Annotated in this window: 21 protein-coding genes and 1 pseudogene; 8 read left to right on the top strand and 14 right to left on the bottom strand. The window is 62.2% G+C overall.

The genetic code is table 11. The features are described 5' to 3' along the window. The first annotated feature begins 251 nt into the window (after positions 1-251). Together BM113_RS01115 and BM113_RS01110 are read left to right on the top strand one after the other, a co-directional pair. Positions 252-1,061 (top strand): bacteriorhodopsin, encoded by an 810-nt coding sequence (locus BM113_RS01115; RefSeq protein WP_089785540.1) that lies wholly within the window; start codon positions 252-254, stop codon positions 1,059-1,061. A gap of 117 nt (positions 1,062-1,178) precedes the next feature. Next, positions 1,179-1,769, top strand: a complete 591-nt coding sequence (locus BM113_RS01110; RefSeq protein WP_089784615.1) for a hypothetical protein — start codon at positions 1,179-1,181, stop codon at positions 1,767-1,769. Between the two features lie 31 nt (positions 1,770-1,800). Here the strand turns inward: BM113_RS01110 and cofC are convergent, their stop codons facing one another. The 3 genes from cofC to BM113_RS01095 form a co-directional block, all read right to left on the bottom strand. Continuing rightward, positions 1,801-2,496, bottom strand: coding sequence for a 2-phospho-L-lactate guanylyltransferase (gene cofC, locus BM113_RS01105; protein ID WP_089784614.1), 696 nt, complete (start codon positions 2,494-2,496; stop codon positions 1,801-1,803). A 350-nt stretch (positions 2,497-2,846) separates the two neighbouring features. Next, positions 2,847-4,022 (bottom strand): tubulin/FtsZ family protein, encoded by a 1,176-nt coding sequence (locus tag BM113_RS01100; RefSeq protein ID WP_089784612.1) that lies wholly within the window; start codon positions 4,020-4,022, stop codon positions 2,847-2,849. Between the two features lie 260 nt (positions 4,023-4,282). Continuing rightward, positions 4,283-5,203 carry a complex I NDUFA9 subunit family protein gene (locus tag BM113_RS01095; protein WP_089784610.1) on the bottom strand — a complete coding sequence of 307 codons (921 nt, stop codon included), beginning with the start codon at positions 5,201-5,203 and terminating at the stop codon, positions 4,283-4,285. Positions 5,204-5,312: 109 nt separating this feature from the next. Between BM113_RS01095 and tmk the strand changes: the two genes are divergently transcribed. Then, entirely contained in the window at positions 5,313-5,918 is a 606-nt protein-coding gene (gene tmk, locus BM113_RS01090) for a dTMP kinase (protein ID WP_089784608.1), read from the top strand. A 2-nt stretch (positions 5,919-5,920) separates the two neighbouring features. Here tmk and BM113_RS01085 read toward each other — a convergent pair whose 3' ends face one another. After that, positions 5,921-6,151 carry an Lrp/AsnC family transcriptional regulator gene (locus BM113_RS01085; RefSeq protein ID WP_007142215.1) on the bottom strand — a complete coding sequence of 77 codons (231 nt, stop codon included), beginning with the start codon at positions 6,149-6,151 and terminating at the stop codon, positions 5,921-5,923. Next, on the bottom strand, positions 6,151-6,858 hold the full coding sequence (locus tag BM113_RS01080; protein WP_089784606.1) for a potassium channel family protein: 708 nt from the start codon (positions 6,856-6,858) through the stop codon (positions 6,151-6,153). Before BM113_RS01080 ends, BM113_RS01085 begins: the two co-directional genes overlap by 1 nt. A gap of 103 nt (positions 6,859-6,961) precedes the next feature. Between BM113_RS01080 and BM113_RS01075 the strand changes: the two genes are divergently transcribed. Continuing rightward, positions 6,962-7,192 carry an Lrp/AsnC family transcriptional regulator gene (locus BM113_RS01075; protein WP_089784604.1) on the top strand — a complete coding sequence of 77 codons (231 nt, stop codon included), beginning with the start codon at positions 6,962-6,964 and terminating at the stop codon, positions 7,190-7,192. Positions 7,193-7,298: 106 nt separating this feature from the next. Here the strand turns inward: BM113_RS01075 and BM113_RS01070 are convergent, their stop codons facing one another. Next, positions 7,299-7,715: a transposase gene (locus BM113_RS01070; RefSeq protein WP_143095793.1), complete on the bottom strand. Its 417-nt coding sequence runs from the start codon at positions 7,713-7,715 to the stop codon at positions 7,299-7,301. Between the two features lie 676 nt (positions 7,716-8,391). Here BM113_RS01070 and BM113_RS21730 point away from each other — a divergent pair. After that, a complete protein-coding gene (locus tag BM113_RS21730; protein WP_143095792.1) occupies positions 8,392-9,444 on the top strand; it encodes a hypothetical protein in 1,053 nt (350 codons plus the stop codon). Between the two features lie 71 nt (positions 9,445-9,515). Beyond that, complete coding sequence (locus BM113_RS21725) at positions 9,516-9,947, top strand: hypothetical protein (RefSeq protein ID WP_143095791.1); 432 nt, start codon at positions 9,516-9,518, stop codon at positions 9,945-9,947. Positions 9,948-9,995: 48 nt separating this feature from the next. Here the strand turns inward: BM113_RS21725 and BM113_RS01065 are convergent. Continuing rightward, positions 9,996-10,875 (bottom strand): annotated as a pseudogene (locus BM113_RS01065) (IS1595 family transposase). A gap of 73 nt (positions 10,876-10,948) precedes the next feature. Here BM113_RS01065 and BM113_RS01060 point away from each other — a divergent pair. After that, the gene (locus tag BM113_RS01060; protein WP_089785538.1) at positions 10,949-11,629 is read left to right on the top strand and encodes an IS6 family transposase; all 681 of its coding nucleotides are present in this window, start codon (positions 10,949-10,951) and stop codon (positions 11,627-11,629) included. Positions 11,630-11,928: 299 nt separating this feature from the next. On the opposite strand, the gene BM113_RS01055 is transcribed toward BM113_RS01060, so the two are convergent. Continuing rightward, the gene (locus tag BM113_RS01055) at positions 11,929-12,468 is read right to left on the bottom strand and encodes a DUF5813 family protein (RefSeq protein WP_089784600.1); all 540 of its coding nucleotides are present in this window, start codon (positions 12,466-12,468) and stop codon (positions 11,929-11,931) included. Between the two features lie 174 nt (positions 12,469-12,642). Here BM113_RS01055 and BM113_RS01050 point away from each other — a divergent pair, with 174 nt between their 5' ends. Continuing rightward, positions 12,643-12,879 carry a hypothetical protein gene (locus tag BM113_RS01050; protein ID WP_089784598.1) on the top strand — a complete coding sequence of 79 codons (237 nt, stop codon included), beginning with the start codon at positions 12,643-12,645 and terminating at the stop codon, positions 12,877-12,879. Positions 12,880-12,951: 72 nt separating this feature from the next. Here BM113_RS01050 and BM113_RS01045 read toward each other — a convergent pair whose 3' ends face one another. From BM113_RS01045 to BM113_RS01020, 6 genes are all read right to left on the bottom strand, one after another. Continuing rightward, the gene (locus tag BM113_RS01045; RefSeq protein WP_010546474.1) at positions 12,952-13,341 is read right to left on the bottom strand and encodes a DUF7522 family protein; all 390 of its coding nucleotides are present in this window, start codon (positions 13,339-13,341) and stop codon (positions 12,952-12,954) included. 98 nt (positions 13,342-13,439) lie between these two features. Next, positions 13,440-14,726 carry an O-acetylhomoserine aminocarboxypropyltransferase/cysteine synthase family protein gene (locus BM113_RS01040; protein ID WP_089784596.1) on the bottom strand — a complete coding sequence of 429 codons (1,287 nt, stop codon included), beginning with the start codon at positions 14,724-14,726 and terminating at the stop codon, positions 13,440-13,442. A 117-nt stretch (positions 14,727-14,843) separates the two neighbouring features. Beyond that, positions 14,844-15,023, bottom strand: coding sequence for a hypothetical protein (locus BM113_RS01035; protein ID WP_029601465.1), 180 nt, complete (start codon positions 15,021-15,023; stop codon positions 14,844-14,846). 76 nt (positions 15,024-15,099) lie between these two features. Continuing rightward, entirely contained in the window at positions 15,100-15,819 is a 720-nt protein-coding gene (locus BM113_RS01030; protein WP_089784593.1) for a hypothetical protein, read from the bottom strand. A 38-nt stretch (positions 15,820-15,857) separates the two neighbouring features. After that, positions 15,858-18,494, bottom strand: coding sequence for an alkaline phosphatase PhoX (locus BM113_RS01025; protein ID WP_177209072.1), 2,637 nt, complete (start codon positions 18,492-18,494; stop codon positions 15,858-15,860). 294 nt (positions 18,495-18,788) lie between these two features. Further along, complete coding sequence (locus tag BM113_RS01020; protein WP_089784589.1) at positions 18,789-19,250, bottom strand: hypothetical protein; 462 nt, start codon at positions 19,248-19,250, stop codon at positions 18,789-18,791. Positions 19,251-19,364: the final 114 nt, after the last annotated feature.

The following is a 19,364-nucleotide window of genomic DNA, read 5'->3' as shown; positions in this document are numbered from 1 at the left end:
CTCGGTGTGTCGTCGCCCGCTATATAAGGGCTTGTAGTTCGTGCGATCGGCGGGTGTCGTCGGTTCGACCGATCGATCGTATCCCGTGCCGTCTAGCAAGTACGCTCGGGTTACTCCGATCGACCCTAACTGGTTTGTGGTCGTGTTTATTCGTTGACGAACTATAGCTGATACGTATCATGCTTGAAGCTGCCACGGTAGACCTCGCAGCGGTCGCACAGCTACACCCACTCACCGCCACCCCACTCGAGATGACCCAGCCGGAGATCTTCGAGATGATCCAGGACGACCAGCTGTTGAACGCGTCCTTCTGGGTCAACATCGCCCTCGCCGGCCTGGTGACGCTGCTTTTCGTCTACATGGGGCGCAACCTCGAGGACTCCCGGGCCAAGTTGATCTGGGTCGCAACCCTGATGGTCCCGCTCGTATCCATCTCGAGTTACACCGGGCTCGCGTCCGGGCTCACGATCAGCTTCCTCGAGATGCCGGCCGGACACGCGCTCGCGGGTGACGAAGTGCTGACGATGTGGGGTCGGTATCTGACGTGGACGTTCTCGACGCCGATGATCCTGCTCGCGCTCGGGTTGCTCGCCGGGACGAACCTGACGAAACTGTTCACCGCCATCACCGCGGACATCGCGATGTGCGTGACCGGCCTCGCCGCCGCGATGACGACCTCGTCGTACGCGCTGCGGTGGTTCTGGTACTTCATCAGTTGCACGTTCTTCCTCGTCGTGTTGTACGTCCTGCTGGCGGAGTGGCCGCGCGATGCCGAAGCGGCGGGGACCGACGAGATCTTCGGCCTCCTGCGTAACCTCACCGTCGTACTGTGGCTCGGGTACCCGATCTTCTGGGCGCTCGGCGCCGAGGGGCTCGCCGTCCTCGACGTCGCGATCACGTCGTGGGCCTACAGCATCCTCGACATCGGCGCGAAGTACATCTTCGCGTACCTGCTGCTGAACTGGATCGCCACCAACGAGCGCGTCATCGCCCAGCAACCCGCCGGTATCGGTATCGGTGCGGAACCTGAACCCGGGACCGGAACCCCGGCGGAAGACTGACGAACCGTCGCCGACGCGCTTTTTCGAGACCCACCAGCGGAGACAGATCCGTACACTCGTCGGGGTATCGGGTTCCGAAAAGTTGATACCGGGAACCGGCCTTTCGGCGGTCGACGGATGGACGAGGACAAGTACACGCGGCTCGTTCTCGAGGGGTCCGAGTACGAGTTGCTCCGGGCGCGCTGGGGGATGTTCAGCAGGTGGTCCATCCCCCAGAAGATTCGGGGGTGTAGCTTCCTCCTGTTTGCCGCCTCGGCGATGTTCCCCATCATGTTCTCGCTTCCCGGGGCGGTCCAGGAGCGGTACCTCGGCGTCGACGTCGCAGCCTCTCAGGTCGGCTTCACCGCGCTTACCCTGTTCAGCGTCGGCTGTCTCGTCGGCTCGAGCGTCGGCCTCGCCGTCCTCGCCGGCTACCGGGATCGGCTGGACGACATCTCCGAGCGCCAGGCCTGGTCGCTCGTCGGGATCGAGGACCTCTTCTCCGGCCTCGGGCTCGTGACGGGGCTGTTGGGCGTCGTGGCGACGCTCGTGCTCGCGGCCATCGGCCACGCCGGCGTGGAGACGATCGACGCGCTCGTCGCCTCCGGAGTTCGCCCCTACCGGGCCGGCCCCCGGATCGCGGTGACCGTCGCGGCGGCGAGCGGCATCGCGTTTTGCTGTGCGATCACGGTCTTCGTTCTCGGGACGTTCACCGAGTCGTTCGAGTAGCCGGGCCTCGAGAACGCCTCCCCGTTCCGTTCTAATCGCGAGCGACCGTCACCCTGCCGTCGCTCGTCTCCAGTTCGAACCCGAACTCGCACAGACAGGCCCGCGTGGAGCCGCCCGACCGGTGGACGAGCACCTCCACGAGGTCGGCCGGTTCGTCGATGTCCGTCGCGAGCCGGTGGGAGTCCACCGGCTCGAGCGTGGCACCGATCCCGGCGGCGATCTCGCGGTGATCGAGGTACGACGCGCCGTGGTAGTCGACCCGGAACTCGGGATGGCGAACCACCAGTGCGTTCGTCCCGCCGCCACGACCCGGGGCGACGACGACGTCCGCATCGGGTTCGAAAAGTCGCTCGAGCGCGGCCGGCGTCGCGAGCGCGAGGTCGGCCATGACGACGGCGACGGCGTCGCTCCCGTCTCCGACCGACTCGAGGCGGGCGTTGACCGCGTCGGTGAGCGGTCGGTCGTCGACCTCGACGGTCACGTCGTCGATGTCGGCCGCGGGGCTGCCGGAGTCGGAATCGGAGTCGGAGTCGAACGCCAGCGCCGACGACAGCGAAAGCGGCGCCGTCGACACCACCGTCGGCTCGCACTCGCGGTCGGTCGCCTCGAGCGCCCCGAGCACGTCCGCAAGCATCGCTCGTGCGATCGTCGATCGCTCTTCGGAAGAGAGAACGCCCTCGAGGCGGGTTTTCGGCGACGTCGCGGCGAACGGAACGACGACCTGCATCTGTCGATCCTCTCTCGTACGCGTTCAAAAGCACGTCGGAGTCGATGAAAAAGGCGTTCTCCGGGGCGACCGCCGACGGCGGTGACGCGGTTCGACCACACCGGGTCGCGTTCGGTACGTGCCCCCCGACACGCGAGCGACCGCCGAGCGCGGTTCGTCGACCTGTGCCGTCTCCGGGTTTGGATTCGGGTTCGGGTTTGGATTCGGGTTCGGGTTCGGGTTCGGATCCCGCGGTCGTCCGGAAGCGACCGCGATCACCGTCACCGATTCACGTCCGCGATTCGAGCCGGTGCACCGAAACGGTATTGCCCGGCGAGAAGCCGCCTCGGCCGCCTCGCCGGCAGTCCCGCTCAGAACAGCGGCTCGAGTTCGTCCTCGTCGTCCTCGACGAGTTCCTCGAGGTTCTCCTCGCTTTCGGCCTGGATGTCCTCGATGTTGTCCTGGGCCTCGATCGCGACCTGCTGGAGGCGCTTGATGCGCGGGACGTCGGTGACCCCCGAGAGCAGGATTGCGGCCGAGACTTCGGGCTCCTCGCGCGGGAAGTCGCCACCGCGAACTTCCATGCTGCCCGTTTCCTCTTCGAGCCACTTGCGGCCGCGTTCGATGCCTTTCCGGTTGAGGTACTCCGAGGGACCGGAGAGGACAAGCAGCGCGCGTTCGGCACCCTCGATCTCACACGGGAGCGTGAGTCGGCCGAGCGCGGCCTTGCGGACGAGGCTCGTGATGCGGTTGGTCGTGTTCGCGGCGTCCAGATCGTCGCCGGCGTCGTCGCCGGTGAACCGGGAGAGGAGGCCGCCGCCCGTGTTCAGTTCGACCTCCTCGCTGGCGTAGCCGACCGTCGAGACGCCGCCGCCCGAGAGCGTGTTGATGATCTCGGAGGAGTCGACGACGCTCTCGGCGACCTCCTCGCCGTCGCCGACCTCGCCGGCCCCGAAGAGGACGCCGAACCGACGGACGATCTCCTCGTTGATCTTCTCGTAGCCCCCCTCGACGGACTCGCCGGTCTGTCGCCAGGAGTCGTTGTCGAAGACGAGCAGGTTGTCGACCTCGCGGACGAACGTCTGGAACGAGCGGGCCGCGTTGAGCGTGTAGATGCCACCCTCGTCCGTGCCCGGCAGGACGCCCAGCCCGTAGACCGGGATCGTGTAGATCCGCTTGAGGTGTTTCGCGAGGACGGGCGCACCGCCCGAACCGGTCCCGCCGCCCATCCCGGCGACGACGAGGAACGCGTCGACCTCGTGGGTCGGGATCGCGTCGATCGCGTTCTGGACCTCGTCGATGTCCTCTTCGGCGATTTCCGCGCCGAGTTCGTTGTCCGCTCCGACACCGTGGCCCTTGACCCGGGCCTGGCCGATCAGTACGCGGTTTTCCTGTGGGATCCGCTCGAGACCCATCAGGTCCGCTTTCGCCGAGTTGACGGCGACCGCAGCACGGACGATCCCACTGTTCGTCCGCTCGTCGTACTCGAGAAAGCGGTCTACGATTTTACCACCGGCCTGTCCGAATCCGATCATCGCCAACTTCATTGTTTGTCAGGGGGCTCCGTTGGATAGGTAACAGAGTGATTGAGGACATAAGTCTTTTGATGAGGAAAGTTACTGTCTAAATTCACAGCGGGAAAAACAGGGAGAAGAGACTGTTTCCCAGCCAAAATTGTCACTATAGAAGAAACGTCTGATCGGGAGTGTTCACATTATTTATATTATATCTGGTGGCCGCCATGGGTTCCACCGGCGGTTCACAGCCGTGGGCTTTCGACTCGGTACCGCTGTAATCGAGGTGCGATTCAGACCGATTCTCGGGGCGTCCCGGAACCGATCGGCTGTGGTTCCAGTCCGAGGTACGCCCCGAGCGTCGTGAGGTCGTCGACGTCCACGCCGAACGCGGCGATATCGTTGTCGGTAACGGTGTTGTTCATCTCGAGCGACCGCGCCTGGTCGGGGCCGAAGGGGACGAACGGCAGCGGGTCCGCCGCCGTCAGGCCGAGTTTCGCGAGGGGCATCGGGATCGGCAGGACGGTGACCGATTTGCCCTCTGCCTCGTAGGCCAGTTCCGTCACTTCGGCCAGTGTCAGCACCTCCGGGCCGGCGACCTGGTAGGTCTCGCCGACGTGGGTCTCGTCCTCGAGGGCGTCGGCCAGCATCGGCACGAGGTCGCCGACCCAGATCGGCTGGAACCGCGTCTTCCCGCCGCCGGGGAGTCCCGTGACGTACGGCGTCGTCAGTTCCTTCGTGAACTCGACGAACTCGCCGCCATCGCCGAAGACGACCGAGGGCCGGAAAATCGTCCACTCGAGGTCCGACCCCCGGACGACCCCTTCGGCCTTCCCCTTGGCGCGGATGTAGTCGGTGTCGCCCTGGGGATCTGCTCCGAGCGCGCTCAGCTGGACGAACCGATCGACGCCTTCCGTCTCCGCGAGATCGACGAGGTTCTCGGTCCCGCGGAGGTGGACCGTCTCGTGATCGGTGCCCCTGGGCTGGAACAGCGGCGAGAGCGCGACCAGGTTGACGACCGCGTCGTGGCCCACGACCGCGTCTCGAATCGAGTCGGCAGCGCTTACGTCGCCCATCGCCACCTCGACCCCGTCCGGGAGGCCGCGGTCGTCGGGGCTGCGGGACAGCGCCGTCACGTCGTGACCTCGGTCGTGCAGTTCCGTACAGAGATTCCGCCCGATGAAGCCGGTGCCGCCCGCAACGAGGATCTTCATAGTCGAAACGTACACGCGAGGCGATAAATAGCTAGTCGGCTACGCTGTTGTGTTCGGCTCACGGGGGCGGGACGACAGGTCCTTGTACCTCCCCCAGCGACGTGCGAGCATGCTCGTCACGCTCGAGGGGCTGGACGGCAGCGGCAAGACGACGGTCTGGGAGGCCCTCCAGGACGCCTACCCGGATGCAGTCTTCACCCGCGAACCGACGAACGACTCCTGGTACGGCGACGCGGTCTACCGATCGATCGAGGACGACGACGCCGATTCGCTGGCCGAACTCTTCCTCTATACCGCCGACCACGCCGACCACCTCACCCGGAAGATCGAACCGGCCCTCGAGCGCGGCGACCTCGTCGTGTCCGATCGGTACTCCGACTCCCGCTTTGCTTACCAGGGGGCGACTCTGGAGGACTACGACCGGCTCGACGTGCCCGATCCCCTCGAGTACGTCGTCGCCGTCCACGCGCCGTTCACGATCGACCCCGACCTGACGATCTACCTCGACGTCGACCCCGAGACGGCCGCCGACCGTGCGGGCGCGACGAACAAGTTCGAGCGCGTCGACTACCTCGAGACCGTCCGGAAGAACTACGAACGGCTGCTCGAGCGCCACCCGGACCGGTTCGTCCGCGTGGACGCGAACCGGTCGCCCGAAGCGGTGCTCGAAGACGTGGAGGACGCGTTAACCGACGCGGTCGGGGACGGGTACTAGGCTCAGTCCATCGCGATGTACGTCTGGGTCCCCTCGACGCCGTCGATACCCTGAATCTTGGTCGCCGCGATCTCTTTGACCGCCGCGGGGGTGTCGACCTGAGCCTTCGCGATGATGTCTACATCGCCCGCGACGATGTGGGCCGATCGGACGCCCTCGATCGCTTCCATCTCCGTTCGTAGTCGATCCGCCTCGCCCGTGTTCGCTTTGACCATGACGAATGCTGTAACCATTAGTTGACACCTCCCGATCCCGAGCCGGCGTTGGCGACCGCCTGGGACGCGGATTCCCCGACTAGCAGCTGCCGGATGTCGCTCAGCACCTCGAAGTCGGCCAGCACGACTAGCCGATCGCCAACCTCGAGCGATTCGTCCTCGCCGGGTAACTCGAGTTCGCCGTCGTGCTTGCCGAAGGCCAGCACCCGCGAATCCGCGGGCAACTCGAGTTCGCTGATCGTGTAGCCGTTGACCGGCGCGGCGTCGGTAATCGTCAGTTCGACGACCTGCAGGTGCTGTTCGATGTCGGCGATCGCACGGATCGTCCCGCCCAGCAGGGCGTTTTTCGCGCCGATCGCGCCGAGCCGTTCGGGGTAGATGACCTCGTCGACCTCGTCGGCGTACTTCCGGTAGATCTCCTCGCGGTAGGCCTCGTCGATGCGCATGACGGTCCGGCAGCCGTAGTGTTTCGCGATCATACAGGCCGTAAAGTTGACGTTGAGGTCGCCGGTCAACGCACCGAGGGCGTCGGCCTCCGCAATGCCGGCCTCCTCGAGGGAGTGCTCCCGGGAGCCGTCACCCTCGACGACGGTAAACGCCTCGTTTCGGGCCCGCTGGACGCGTGGCTCGTCGCGTTCGACGAGCGTTACCTCGTGGCCTTCGTCGCGGAGAACGCGCGCCGTTCGCAGCCCGACCCGACCGGCGCCGATAATCACGAACCGCATGGCGAGGGATACGCTCCCACCCTCCAATAAGTTTGCCCCAGTGTACCACACCACAGGATCGGGCAAAGTCTTTAGTTATGTCAGAGAGTACCACACCCTCGAGATGGTACACGCGTTCATCATGGTGAAGACGACCGCCGGGAAATCCGAGGGGCTGCTCGCCGATATCAGGGGCCTCGAGAACGTCGCCGAGGCCCACATCGTCGCCGGGAATTACGATATCATCGCGGAGGTCAACGCGCCCGAGGTCTACGACATCCTGGAAACCGTCTCCTCGAGCATGCAGGCCCTCGACGGCGTGACGGATACGAAGACGTACATCGCGATGGACTAGTACCGTTCCAACCGTCGACTGATGGGTCGAACCGGCCCGCACGAGCGGATTCGACCCATCAGTTCAGGCTTGGGCCGCCACTAGTACTTTCCCAAGTGTTGAGTGACTAGTTCTCAGCCTCCTCGATAGCCGGATAGAGGCGGTGTAGTTTCGTTCGAGCGTCCTGATTTGTGAATTGCCAGTTGACCGTGACATCTAACTCATTGCGCTCGGCTTCCCACGCAGCGACCTCCGAACGGAGGCTCGCTGCGTCGGGAACGCGTCGGTTGAGACATTGGGTCTGGAGAGAACTCCAGACGAGTTCGGCCATATTCAGCCAACTGCCGTGCGTGGGCGTGTAGTAGAACTCCAGCCGATCGAGATACTCGCGTGCTTTCTCGGGCGGGAAGAATCGATAGAAAGCAGCGGGATTGTGCGTGCTGAGGTTGTCCAAGACTACCCGGATGCGGACTGCATCCGGGTAGTCGTCAGCGATCGCCTGCATACAGTCGACCCATTCACAGGTCCGCCGTCGTTCCGTCACATGGAGGCGACACCGACCAGTAACGGCTCAGTCGCTAGGTGAAGCATTCGCTTCCCATTGCGTTCGTAGTGGTGATCTGTTCGAGCGACCGCTCCCGGTGTCGCCGGGAGTGGGTCGCGGACGTGCTTGCGGAGTTCCTTGCTTAACTCGTCGAAACAGACGACTGGACGAGTCTGGTCGTATGGTTCTTCGTACAGAGAAAGGATCGTCGCTCATCCCGAGACATTGTAACATAGAAGTTTCTCGAACCAGCTGTCTGGTTCGTGGATCTTCAATACAACCAGATATATTCTGTACTTCCCAACTGGCGTTTTCGGCCGTGTTATCTTAGACATCCACCAGACGGCGTGATGTATATCGCTCAGGTGGTTTTGAGAACCAACGGTGACCTTACACGAATTGGATTTTTCGCTCATGATGACTATCACAGCATTCCCGATCGCACTTGGAGGATTCGCTGCTGGAACTGACCTATTCCTCGACTGAAATCGTAGGGTCCCGCATTGTGATGTTATAGTCACACGAACTGTTCTTGGCGGGGCTATCCTGCCCGTTAATCCAATTCTATTTTCCTCACTTAGTGAACATCCACTCATTCATTGAGTACAATATCAATATTCAAGGTATACACTCAACAATTAAATTAAAGTATACATGTATCTCATTGTTTAATGCAATGTCCGACCAAAATGATAATGGGCTCAATCGTCGAAGTGCATTGGCTTCCATTGCAGCTAGTACAGTGACTCTCCCTAGTTTAGCAGCCGCGGATGCAGAAACAAAAAGTGATTGGGACTGTAATTCAGATTGTCCACAAGAAGAGATAAAGGTAAAAGAGCTTTATCTTCCAGATCCTACTGGCAGCAACAAAGAACGTGAGGGATCAGTTGCTATCCATTGGAAATCATCTGGATACTCGACTGAACAAAGTGCGTGGATACACGTATTCTCTGTATCAGGAGGGGCAGCATCAACAAGCGAACTGGTCAGTGGTGGTTATATTTATGGACAACAGTATCGTCTAGAGTCATCTGGTGGCGATATTCAACCATCAACACAATCTAATCGACACGGTCAGTACCCATGTGACGATAATGACGAAACCATCCCTGGGTGGGGGCAACCCCTAGTAGAAGCAGCTATTGGGACGATAAGTGTCGGTGCGTCATGGTTCCTTGCTGTTAACGAAAGTCTCCGCGAAAAAATGGGGCACCGACCAGACGGTTTTGATATCTTCGCAGATGGATTTGAATACGGTGATATGGCCACTAGCCTGACTTCTCCAAGAGCATGGAGTGAATGTTCGTTCTTCCACCGTGCTGAATTTCAGACAACATCTCTAAGTTCATCTATAGACGTTACATTAGGGATCTGTACGCACGATAGTGCTGCGGCAACTACGTGGAAAAATCTCGAAGGTAGTCTGGAATTCTTTGCAGATGATGAACCAGAGTACACTCCAGACTCCGATCCGGACCCCCATCCAGAAGATCTCCCTCCAGAACTCGTGAGAAAGTATGGAATCAAAGAGGTGTCAGATAAAAACGTAACAATCAACGGAAGAGGGGAAGATGGTCAAGAAGAATATTCAATCGACTATGTCGCTACTAATTCACCCCTCTCAACAGCTGATTTCGAAGTAGTCACTAAAGAAGAGAAAGATATGGATGATCCAAACAGTGAACGCTACCGAGATAATCAAGGTGAAGATCCCCCTTCAGATTATTAATCAAAATCACTAAGAGAATTTAGAAATAGACATCACAAAAAGTACATGATTTCACTATTTAATCCAAAATAATGCACAAGGTATCTCGCCGGAAATGTATTTCAGTACTTTCAATCCCACTATTGACCGGATGTCTAAGTAATAACAAATCTCAACCAGGTTTAGGAGAAGTCTATATTCGGAATGAACAACTAACTGAATCAAATGTAGCGGTGACAATCTCAAAAAATGGAGAGGTTTTACATGAGAAAGAATACAAGCTATCCGGGACTGATAACGGATCATGGGGCGAAACCAGTATCAGAGAAAATTGGATGGGAGAATATGTCCCATATGAGGTAACCATAGAAGTCGATAACATAGGTGAAACATCCTACCATACAGAAGATTTTCTAAATATGGCTGGTGAAACTCAGAATATTGATTGTTTTGAACTTACTATTGTGATTGGTAAGGGAATAGTTGATTTTCGTCCTAATGCAGAAGAATCCTGCACTATTTAACCTCTCTATAGCTTTCAGCCGTTATTAACACCCCCTAACAGTAGTCGCTCATCCCGAGACATTGTAACATAGGAGTTTCTCGAACCAGCTGTCTGGTTCGTTGAGTTTCAGCTCAAGGAAATTGAGATATCGTTGGAGATGATGTTTTGAGACACCTCTGAACTTCGCCAGCCACTGGCGAAGGTAGCTGTGGCGGTTCTCACAGGTGTTCGTGTGGGCATCGGCAATGACGTAGGTATCGGAGTGGGTGACGGCCAGATGGCCGTCCACCCCCCCTCTCCTCGATCTCGTCGTAGATTGTGTAATCATCGGTACAGAGGATGACGCTTCCATCACCGTATTCAGCGATGTCTTCGTCGGCGTCTTGGAGATCCTTGCAGACGAGAAACCGAACTCGTCCGTTATCCCGACGGGCGAGTGTCAACACCGGTGGTTTGTCTGATTCGAATCGTCCTCATCCTTTTTTTGAGTCCGCGCTCGCGCGGACTCTCATCCTCGTCTTCGATCCCTTTCTCACCAGCTGTCACGTAGATTTCGTCAGCTTCACAAACATCGTACAGCTCAAATTTATCGATCTCCCCGCTCACGTCCTGGACTTTGTGAACGAAGTTGAGAACAGCTTCGTAGTCTCGGCCAAGGTCACGAGCGATCTGAGCGGTCGGCTCAGATCGCATCTCCTTGACGATGTAGAACATCTCTTCCAGTTCGAAGCGATGTTGCCCGAAGATCGTGTTCGTGAGGTCGTTGAAGTACGTCTTACACCTCTTGCACCAGTACCGCTGGGCGTCTTTTCCGGTTGTTCCGCGCTTGACACGTCGTCACTCTCGCAATGGATACACGTCACCGTCTCGCCGAAGCGGGCGAGACGGAGACGTTCGAAGCACCGCTCACGTGGTGGAAGGAACACTTGCGCAGACTTCTCGTCCATCTTGAAAGTCACTTGAAGAGGCACTGTCTAGATGAGAGTTTGAGGAATGAGCAGGTGGTGGCGGGAAGTGATCATGCAACTCGCCAACCTGCTCAGAGAGAGCTTAGACGTGGACTGTGATGAGGTTTGGGAGAACGAGCGCACCCCGACACCCGTCAGGGTGTTCGGGGTGCGGTTGCATTCGATGGGATTGTCGGTTCGGGAGGTCGTCTCGGTGCTCGAATTACTCGGCGTGGACCGCTCTCACGGCGCAATCTGGAACTGGACGCACGCGCTGTCAGAGGCCCAGAGCGACCCGCCGACGGTGAAGCCGTCGCGGGTCACGGTCGATGAGAAACAGATCGAAGTCGACGGCGAGAAAAAGTGGCTGTACGCCGCGATCGACACAGAATCGAAGCTCCTGCTAGAAATCGACGTTTTCGGCCGCCGCGGAACCGACCCCGCGGCGGCCTTCCTCTCGCGGCTTGAGGAGAAACACGATCTCGACGATGCAGCGTTTCTCGTCGATGCTGGTGGCTATCTGACTGCCCTTGCTCGTCGGAAATTGAGCGGTCAGCTCGACTACAGCGAGCGAAACATCGTCGAAAAGTGGTTTCAGACCGTTTCGATGCGGATTGACCGCTTTCACTCATTCTGGCGGGGCAGTCCAGCCAGCGCTCGCCGCTGGCTGAGGCGCTTCAGACACCATTACAACCACGATCGACCGAATCAGGCGCTAAATGGTCGAACTCCCGTTGAGGAAGTGCAGAACTAGACAGTGCTGAGATCGACAATGTACTTCTTCCGGTTCATTCCTATAGATAGGCGCTCAGAGGAAATAACCTAGCTGTCCACAATTGGAACGGTACTGAGTACCGTTTCAACCGTCGACTGATGAGTCGAACCGGCTCACACGAGCGGATTCGACCCCATCAGTTCAGGCTTGGACGGCCACTAGCGGCGAGCGCCGACCGTCGAACTCGGACTCGCTGCCCGACGTCGTCCCGTTTCGTTCGACAGCGGTCGACGGTCGATGGTCGACGGTCGACGGTCGACGGGTTCCCGCCCGAAAAATCACATCGGCATCCCGCCGCCTTCACCCGGCCCCTCGTCGGTCGCGCCCTCCGCGTTCTGCTGGGCGCTCTCGAGGAGCGTCGCCGCCGGGCCGCGGTAGTCGTAGCCGGGGATGATCCCCTGGGCGAATGTCCCTTCCACGAACTCGATGAGCGCCTTGGCGTCCTCGACCCCCTCCGTCGCGTTCCAGGCGACGTACTCGAGGTCGACGGTCACCTCGCGGGGGCCGCGTTCGACCGCCGGCTCCTCGTGGGTGCTCGTGTGGGCGACGGTGAACGCGTCCTCGAGTCGCCGCTCGAGGGTCTCGTACCAGCCGTCCTCGACGACCGGGGCGACCGTCTCGCCATCGACTGCCTCGTCGAGCGTCGGCAGCGTGACGGTGATCGAGAACCGGGCGTCGCGCTTTCCCTCGGCGTTCGTGGCGGTGACGACGGCGTCGAAGACCGTCGTCTCGAGTCGGTAGGCCGCGCTGTCGTCGCTCGCCTCGAACGCGTCGTGGGCCTCGAGGGCGCTCGCTGCGGCGTCGGGGATCTCGGTCATTATCGCCGTAAACGAGGGTGACGGAAAAGGATGTTACGTTGTCTCCTCTCGGCGATCGAACCGTTTCGCCCCGAAATCGGGTGCCGGCGACGGGATCGTTTCACGGTCGAAGTCGCTCGTTTCCCGCGGACACGCCCCGCATAACTACAACCGATATCGCCGTTTTCCGTCGGCATGACTCTCGACAGACACGCCGCCGAACGTCGCCGCTTCGCTCGCCTCCTCGGAACCGACGGAGAGGCCGGGTGCGGGCTTCCGATCGGCGAAGACTCGACGGGACGGTCGGAGCCGCGATCCGACACGGACGGCGACGCGAAACGAAGGGTAGAGGAGGAGCATCGCGGTGGATCGGTACGTGCGGACGAAGACGCCGCCCGCTCGCGCGGCACGGGTGACTCGAGCGCGGAGTAAGGGACGCGACGCTCCCGGGACGAAGGAGCCGACGCGAAACCGACGTCGACACGATCGCTTTCCTCGGGACCGTCAGGACACCGTTCGCTCCTCGAGGAACGAGTTGAGCGCCGTCGCGACTTCCTCGAAGTCCTTGACCGTGAGGCCGTCGGTCGTCGCGAAGACGCCTTCGCTCTCCGTCGTCACCCTGATCAGGAACCCGTTGTCGAAGACGCGGATCGTGTAGTTGTACTCGCCGAGTTCGGAACTCTCGTAGGCCGTCTGGGCCGTCTTGAACCCGCGCCACTCGTGGCCGATGAACGTCGAGAGATCGGCGTCGCGCTCGAGGTCCTCCCGCAGGTAGACCTGCTCGTAGTCGTCACGGGTGAAGTAGGTCACCGAGCGGAGGCTGTCGCCGATGGCCGTCCGGCAGGTGGTTACGATGCGATCCGCTGCCTCCGGGGTGAGCAACCCTGTTGCCATGTCGGCCGGTCGGACCGCGCCACCGTAACTTCAGGGGGCAGTTCTCAATCAGTTGAAGCGTCGCCCGACGCCCGACGGCTGATGGCCGACGGCGCGGCTCAGACCGCGTCGATCGCGCGATCCAGGTCCGCGATGACGTCCTCGACGTCCTCGATGCCGACCGAGAGGCGGACGAGGTCGTCGGTAACCCCGCTCGCGAGTTTCTCCTCCTCCGTGAGCTGCTGGTGGGTCGTGCTCGCCGGATGGATAATCAGCGTCTTCGCGTCGCCGACGTTCGCGAGCAGACTCGCGAGGTCGACCTCGTTACAGACGGTCTCGGCCGCGTCGTAGCCGCCCTCGAGGCCGAAGGTGATCATGCCGCCGAAACCGCCCTCGAGGTACTCCTTTGCGTTCTCGTGGGTCTCGTGGCTCTCGAGGCCGGGGTAGTTGACCCACTCGACCTCGGGGTGGTCCTCCAGATACTCCGCGACCGCCTGGGCGTTCTCGCAGTGTTTCTCCATGCGCAGCGGCAGGCTCTCGAGTTTCTGCAGCGTGACCCAGGCGTCGAACGGTGCCTGCTGGTTGCCCAGGTCGCGCAACCCGCGGGTGCGTGCGGCGATGGCGAACGCCTGCTCGCCGAACGTCTCGTAGAAGTTGACGCCGTGGTAGGCGGGGTTCGGCTCGGCGATCTCGGGGTAGTCGCCCTCGTCCCAGGGGAACGAACCGCCGTCGACGAGGACCCCGCCGACGGTCGAGCCCGCGCCGTGGATCCACTTCGTCGTCGAGTTCCAGACGAGGTCGGCGCCGTGCTCGAGCGGCCGGCAGAGGTACGGCGTCGCGAACGTGTTGTCGACGAACAGCGGGACGTCGTGGTCGTGGGCGATGTCCGCGATCCGTTCGATGTCCGGCGTCACCAGCGCGGGGTTGCCGATCGTCTCGAGGTGGACGAACGCGGTGTCGTCGTCGATGGCCTCCTCGTAGGCCTCGTAGTCGAGCGTGTCGACGAACTTCGTCTCGACGCCGCGTTTCTCGACGGTGTGGGTGAGGTAGGTGTAGGTCCCGCCGTACAGCGACGACGAGGAGACGATGTTGTCGCCCGCCTCGGCGAGGATGAACGTCGCGAGGTCGAACGCGGCCATCCCCGAGGAGGTCGCGAGCGCCCCGACGCCGCCCTCGAGCGTCGCGATACGCTCCTCGAGGGCGGCGTTCGTCGGGTTCATGATCCGCGAGTAGATGTTGCCGAACTGCTCGAGTCCGAACAGGTCGGCGGCGTGCTCGGTGTCCTCGAACTCGTAAGAAGTGGTCTGGTACAGCGGCGGCGCTCGCGCTCCCGTCGTCGGGTCGGGCTCGTACCCGGCGTGGATGCTGTCAGTGGCGAACCGGCGATCGTCGGTGTCCTCGCTCATACGTGCCGACACTCGCATCCGGGGAACCTAAAACCGCGAGTTGTCGCAAAAGACGCCGACGTCGAGGACGACGGCCGCTGAGCGCGACTGTCGAGAACTCGTCGGACCGTGACGCGGTCAGAGGAACGGGAACGGCGCGGTCAGCGCGAAGATCGACGCGAGCGGGTCCCGGAGCAGGACGAGCAACAGCCCCGCGCCGACCGCCGCGGCCGTCCAGACGATCATGATGAACAGCATCCGCTTGACCTCCGCTTTCCGTTCGCCGCCGGTCAACCCGTCGGATTCTCCGTGGCTCATTGGCGGCAGTCGTTCCGCCACGGACATAATTCTACCTCTCGAGACCGTCCCGGACGCGAAAACGACCGGCGGACGCTCACCGTCGACGCGTCCCCGGAACGAGCGCGACGACCGCGACCACAACCCCGAGCGCCACTGCGAGCGCGAGCAGGCCCGTGAATCCGGGCACCGGTTCCGAGTCGGTGTCGCCGGACTCCGACCCTGCTCCCGAACTGTTGGCCGGTGTCCCTTCGGAACCGGGATCGGTCGCATCCGAATCGGTTGCGGGCTCGCCGACCGTTACCGTCCCCGCACCGAACGTCGGATCGACTGCGCTGCCGCCGTCAGCGTCGACCTGCGCGTTCGACACCCGCAACTCCGTTTCCCCGGGGGCAACGCCGGTGACGGCGACTCGTGCCAGCGTGACGTTCGCCGCGCCGTCCGTAACCGCGTCGTCGAGGTCGACGGCCTCGAGGGTGACCGACCGCTCGTCCGCGCTCACGACCGGATCGGTGGTGATCCCGAACTGCTCCGGGTAGCTCGCGTCCGAAACCGTCGCGACCCCGGCCGACTCGAGTTCGAGTTCGAGCGTAAAGCCCGCGAGCCCGTTCGGCGCGTCGGTCAGCGCGACGCGGTGAATGCCTGGCTCCCCATCGGCGGGATCGCCGACCGTCGCGTCCGAGACGACGATTTCGGGGGCCTCGGTCGCGCTCGCCGCGGGTCCGACCGCGAGCGTCGCCACGAGCGCGAGGCAGGCCCCGGCCATGCCGAGCCCGACGAGAACGCTCCCGATCGACGGCCGCCGGAATCGCGACACGACTGCACGCCGGCAGGTTCGGATCGACGGTGTCCCGGTCACAGTTCGTCGTACAGCGCGACGACGTCGTCGTAGTCGATGCGGCCGTTCTCGTTGAAGTCGAACGCCTCGTCGTTTAGCTGCACGGCGTCGTCCTCGAGGTGCTCGAACAGGACGACGACGTCGTCGTAGTCGAGCCGGCCGTTGCCGTTGACGTCCTCGAACCTGCCGTCGCCGTCGGGATCGGTCGGCGCGTCGGTCGGCCCCGATCCGCCACCGCCGATCGGCGGCGGGCCGGTCACGACGACGCTCGGCCGGGACTGCGGGTCGATTGAGGCGGCATCATCGTCGTCCAGAGCGTGGACGTCGATCGTCAGATCGGTCGTTCCCGGTCCGGTTCCCTCGAGTTCGAGCGTCGCCAGCGTGACCTGCCGCCCGGAGCCGATCTCGTCCTCGAGGTCAGCGAAGCGGAACTCGACGCTCGAGCCGTCTCCGACGGTCGGACCGCTGGTGAGTTCGAGCCTGTCGTGGTAGCTGGCGTCGACGATTTCGGCAACCGCTGGGTGTTCGACGGACACCGTAACCCGACCGCCCGCGATGCCGTCCGGCACCGACGAAACCGTGAGATCGACCTCGCCCGTCGCGCCGTGGCTGACGGCGAGCGAGTCGACGGTGATCGTCGTCGGTGGCTCGTACACCCACAGCGCGTCGTTGGGATACGAGCGGCCGAAGCGACCCTTGTCCTCACAGAGGAGAACGCGGCCGTCGTCCATCACCATCACGTTGTCGAGGTTGATGAGCGAGACGTCCTGCAGCGATTCGGGATCGCTGGGATTCGGGCCGACGATGACCGGCTCGAGCCGGGAGACGTCGTAGTGCTCGTCGAGTTCACCCCGGTAGAGGAGGCCGGTGTCGACCTCGTCGAACTGAAGGTCACCCTGCTCGTCGGTCATCGAACCGCCCAGCGAGGAGATAGCGAAGTAGATGAAGTCGCCGGGTTCGGCCTCGTCGTGGGCGTCGATCCCTTCGGCCTTGTTGAACTCGACGGTAGCGCCGATCTCCTTCGCGGCCGCGCGAGTCTCGAGGAAGGGGACGCGACGAAGTTCCTCGTCGACGCCGTCGGGGCCGTACTCCTCGTACTGCCGGGCCCACTCGACGATCTCCTCGTCGGTGATGTAGTCCTGGTTGCCGTTGATCGCGACTTCCTCGTCGGCCTCGAGAAGCGCCTGCTCGAGGTCTTCCGCCCAGTCGGTTTCGGCGTGGGTCTCGAGGTAGTCGACCTGCGTGACGTCGTCGTACTCGGCGATCCAGGACTCGACCTCGGCGTTGCTGGCGGTTCCCAGCGGCAGCCACTCGACGTCGAGGTCGACCTCACCGACGGTTCCCGTGCCGACCTCGGTCGCTGCGATGGCATACAGGGTTCCGCGGACGTCCATCGGATCGTCGTACTCGGTGATCGGCTCGTCGGCCACGAACTTGTAGATGCCCTTCGCACCGCCGTCGGAGGCGCCGTAGACCGTCTTCTCGTCGGGCATGAACTCCGGACACTCCCAGGCTGCACGGCCCATAACCCAGTGTTTCACTGGCTGCTGGTTCTCGGGATCGTCAGCCGTGGGATTGGTGATCTCGACGAAGTACCCGTAGCGGTACCGGTTGGGGAAGACATCCCCGATGGGCCGCCTCGTGTTCTCCCCTTCCTCGCGGTCGACCGGTTCGGCCCCGAGATAGTACGCGAGTTTCTCGTTGCCGGAGAGCGCCCAGGCCCCCGATGGGTACCAGGCGTCGTCGCCGAAGTGCTCCTCGAGAGCGTCGGTCACGTTCGGTGCGTTCGGTCGGTTCCAGAACTCGCTGCCGCCGCGGATACCGACGCCGCTACCTTCCTCGGTGATATCGCTGACCGTGTGGGTGCCGCTGACCCTCGGATGGCCGTACTCTTCCTCGGCGGAGACCGGGGTCTCCCAGGGGGTCAGGTCGCCGTAACAGTTGATTTTCGTCCCGCCGAGTGCGCGGAAGGCGTCGGTGTTCTCGACCTGCAGCGCCCGCTCCAGATCGGCTTGCCAGTACCCGTCCTCGTCGCGGTATAGCGGCGTCCGGGAGATGCCGCCGGGGCGCGTCTCGTGGTTCGTGAAGAGATAGCCCTCCGTGCCGTCCTCGGTCGTCGACACGAAGAAGTTCATGTCGGTGACGTCGCCGACGCCGACGTAGCTCTCGTCGACGAGGTCCGCGACGTCTTCGCCGTCGGGCGTCTCCTGGTGCCCCCAGCGTTCGGTCCCGCCGTTGATCTCGTCACCAGCCCGGGCGAGCAACCGATACTCGCCCGTTGCGGTCTTGACTTTCCGCTGCTCTTCTTCGGTTCGCGGGGGTTCCATCTCCTCGAACTCGTCGTTTTTCCCGTTGAACGTGAACTGGAAGTCGTCGATGACGCCGACGCCACCCTCGTTCCACGGCTCCGGGTTGTCGGTGCTCGGGGCCTGGAGGCTGTACACCATTTCGCCGGTCTCGAAGACGAACGGGCCGGTGACCTCCGCGCCGAACGCCGTCGTCGAGAGTCGCTTCATCGACCCCTCGACGTACGGTGCTGCAGGCGTGTCGTGTTCGTCCGGCCGCTCCTGTGCACTTGCGCTCCCGACCGCGCTGACGCCGACCGCGGCGGCGACGGACGAGGCCATCAGGTTTCGCCTGGTAAATTCGACCATGCAGCCGGAGAATGCTGAAATTATCAAATAGCGCTTTATAATATGGGCCTATACGAATGAATAGATGACCTTTTGGCCGATAGAATTATATATTCCGCCAGGACGGCCGATAGAGTTATGTGCGTTGCTAGCCGCCTCATTCCGATCTCGAGTCCTATATAGCGATCCCTACGCCCGCAGTCGCGTCTCGTGAAGTGGGACCGGAGTTTGAACGCACCGTCGCGGCCCCGACTGGCCGGCGCCACGACGGCTGTCAGCGAAAAAGGAGTCGGTCAGCGGTTCTGCGGTCGCTCGCTACTCGAGGCCCTGATCCGCCGCCTCGCTTCGAATCTCGTCGGCGCGGCGCCGGACCCACGAGAGATACCGCTCGATTTCGGACGGATCCGCGCCGTAGAAGGAGCCGACCCAGTTCACGTCGCCCCAGGGGCAGGCGACGAGGTACGCAGCGAGCGTATCCTTCCCCCCTTGGACGACCTCCGGCGGAATCCCGCGGTCGCCGGTCCCTTCCTCGACGAAGCCGTTCACGTCGAAGTAGACGTCGGCGTAGAGCCGGGCATCCTCGAGGGAATCGAACGCGGTTTCGGCGTGATCGGGTGCCTCGAACCGGTAGCGCGGTTCGGCGTCGGCATCGGCATCGGCATCGGCGTCGGCGTCGGCGTCGGCGGATTCGGCTTCGGTTTCGACGATTCGAACGCCGAGGATGTACTCCTCGACGACTGCGTCGGCGGGTTCGGGGGAAGCATCGGAGGTTGACATGACCGGTCCTATCAGTACCCGAACTCGTCACGGTATTGAACGTATATATGAGGACTATATTCCGCTCGTGAACGACTTGGAACGCTACGTCGACATCGACACGCGAGCGATGAC

Origin of the sequence: Natronobacterium haloterrestre (assembly GCF_900112205.1) — an archaeon.
GTDB classification, from domain to species: Archaea; Halobacteriota; Halobacteria; order Halobacteriales; family Natrialbaceae; genus Natronobacterium; species Natronobacterium haloterrestre.
This window is presented reverse-complemented; position numbering and strand designations above follow the sequence as displayed.

Coding starts and splice junctions, on each gene's coding strand:
- BM113_RS01075 (WP_089784604.1), top strand. CDS start 6,962: ATGGTACACGCGTTCATCATGGTGAAGACGACCGCCGGGAAATCCGAG.
- BM113_RS21725 (WP_143095791.1), top strand. CDS start 9,516: ATGCACAAGGTATCTCGCCGGAAATGTATTTCAGTACTTTCAATCCCA.
- BM113_RS01035 (WP_029601465.1), bottom strand. CDS start 15,023: ATGAGCCACGGAGAATCCGACGGGTTGACCGGCGGCGAACGGAAAGCG.
- BM113_RS01055 (WP_089784600.1), bottom strand. CDS start 12,468: ATGACCGAGATCCCCGACGCCGCAGCGAGCGCCCTCGAGGCCCACGAC.
- BM113_RS01020 (WP_089784589.1), bottom strand. CDS start 19,250: ATGTCAACCTCCGATGCTTCCCCCGAACCCGCCGACGCAGTCGTCGAG.
- BM113_RS01095 (WP_089784610.1), bottom strand. CDS start 5,203: ATGAAGATCCTCGTTGCGGGCGGCACCGGCTTCATCGGGCGGAATCTC.
- BM113_RS01025 (WP_177209072.1), bottom strand. CDS start 18,494: ATGGTCGAATTTACCAGGCGAAACCTGATGGCCTCGTCCGTCGCCGCC.
- BM113_RS01050 (WP_089784598.1), top strand. CDS start 12,643: ATGACTCTCGACAGACACGCCGCCGAACGTCGCCGCTTCGCTCGCCTC.
- BM113_RS01080 (WP_089784606.1), bottom strand. CDS start 6,858: ATGCGGTTCGTGATTATCGGCGCCGGTCGGGTCGGGCTGCGAACGGCG.
- BM113_RS01100 (WP_089784612.1), bottom strand. CDS start 4,022: ATGAAGTTGGCGATGATCGGATTCGGACAGGCCGGTGGTAAAATCGTA.
- tmk (WP_089784608.1), top strand. CDS start 5,313: ATGCTCGTCACGCTCGAGGGGCTGGACGGCAGCGGCAAGACGACGGTC.
- BM113_RS01085 (WP_007142215.1), bottom strand. CDS start 6,151: ATGGTTACAGCATTCGTCATGGTCAAAGCGAACACGGGCGAGGCGGAT.
- BM113_RS01045 (WP_010546474.1), bottom strand. CDS start 13,341: ATGGCAACAGGGTTGCTCACCCCGGAGGCAGCGGATCGCATCGTAACC.
- BM113_RS01060 (WP_089785538.1), top strand. CDS start 10,949: ATGCAACTCGCCAACCTGCTCAGAGAGAGCTTAGACGTGGACTGTGAT.
- BM113_RS21730 (WP_143095792.1), top strand. CDS start 8,392: ATGTCCGACCAAAATGATAATGGGCTCAATCGTCGAAGTGCATTGGCT.
- BM113_RS01040 (WP_089784596.1), bottom strand. CDS start 14,726: ATGAGCGAGGACACCGACGATCGCCGGTTCGCCACTGACAGCATCCAC.
- BM113_RS01115 (WP_089785540.1), top strand. CDS start 252: ATGACCCAGCCGGAGATCTTCGAGATGATCCAGGACGACCAGCTGTTG.
- cofC (WP_089784614.1), bottom strand. CDS start 2,496: ATGCAGGTCGTCGTTCCGTTCGCCGCGACGTCGCCGAAAACCCGCCTC.
- BM113_RS01110 (WP_089784615.1), top strand. CDS start 1,179: ATGGACGAGGACAAGTACACGCGGCTCGTTCTCGAGGGGTCCGAGTAC.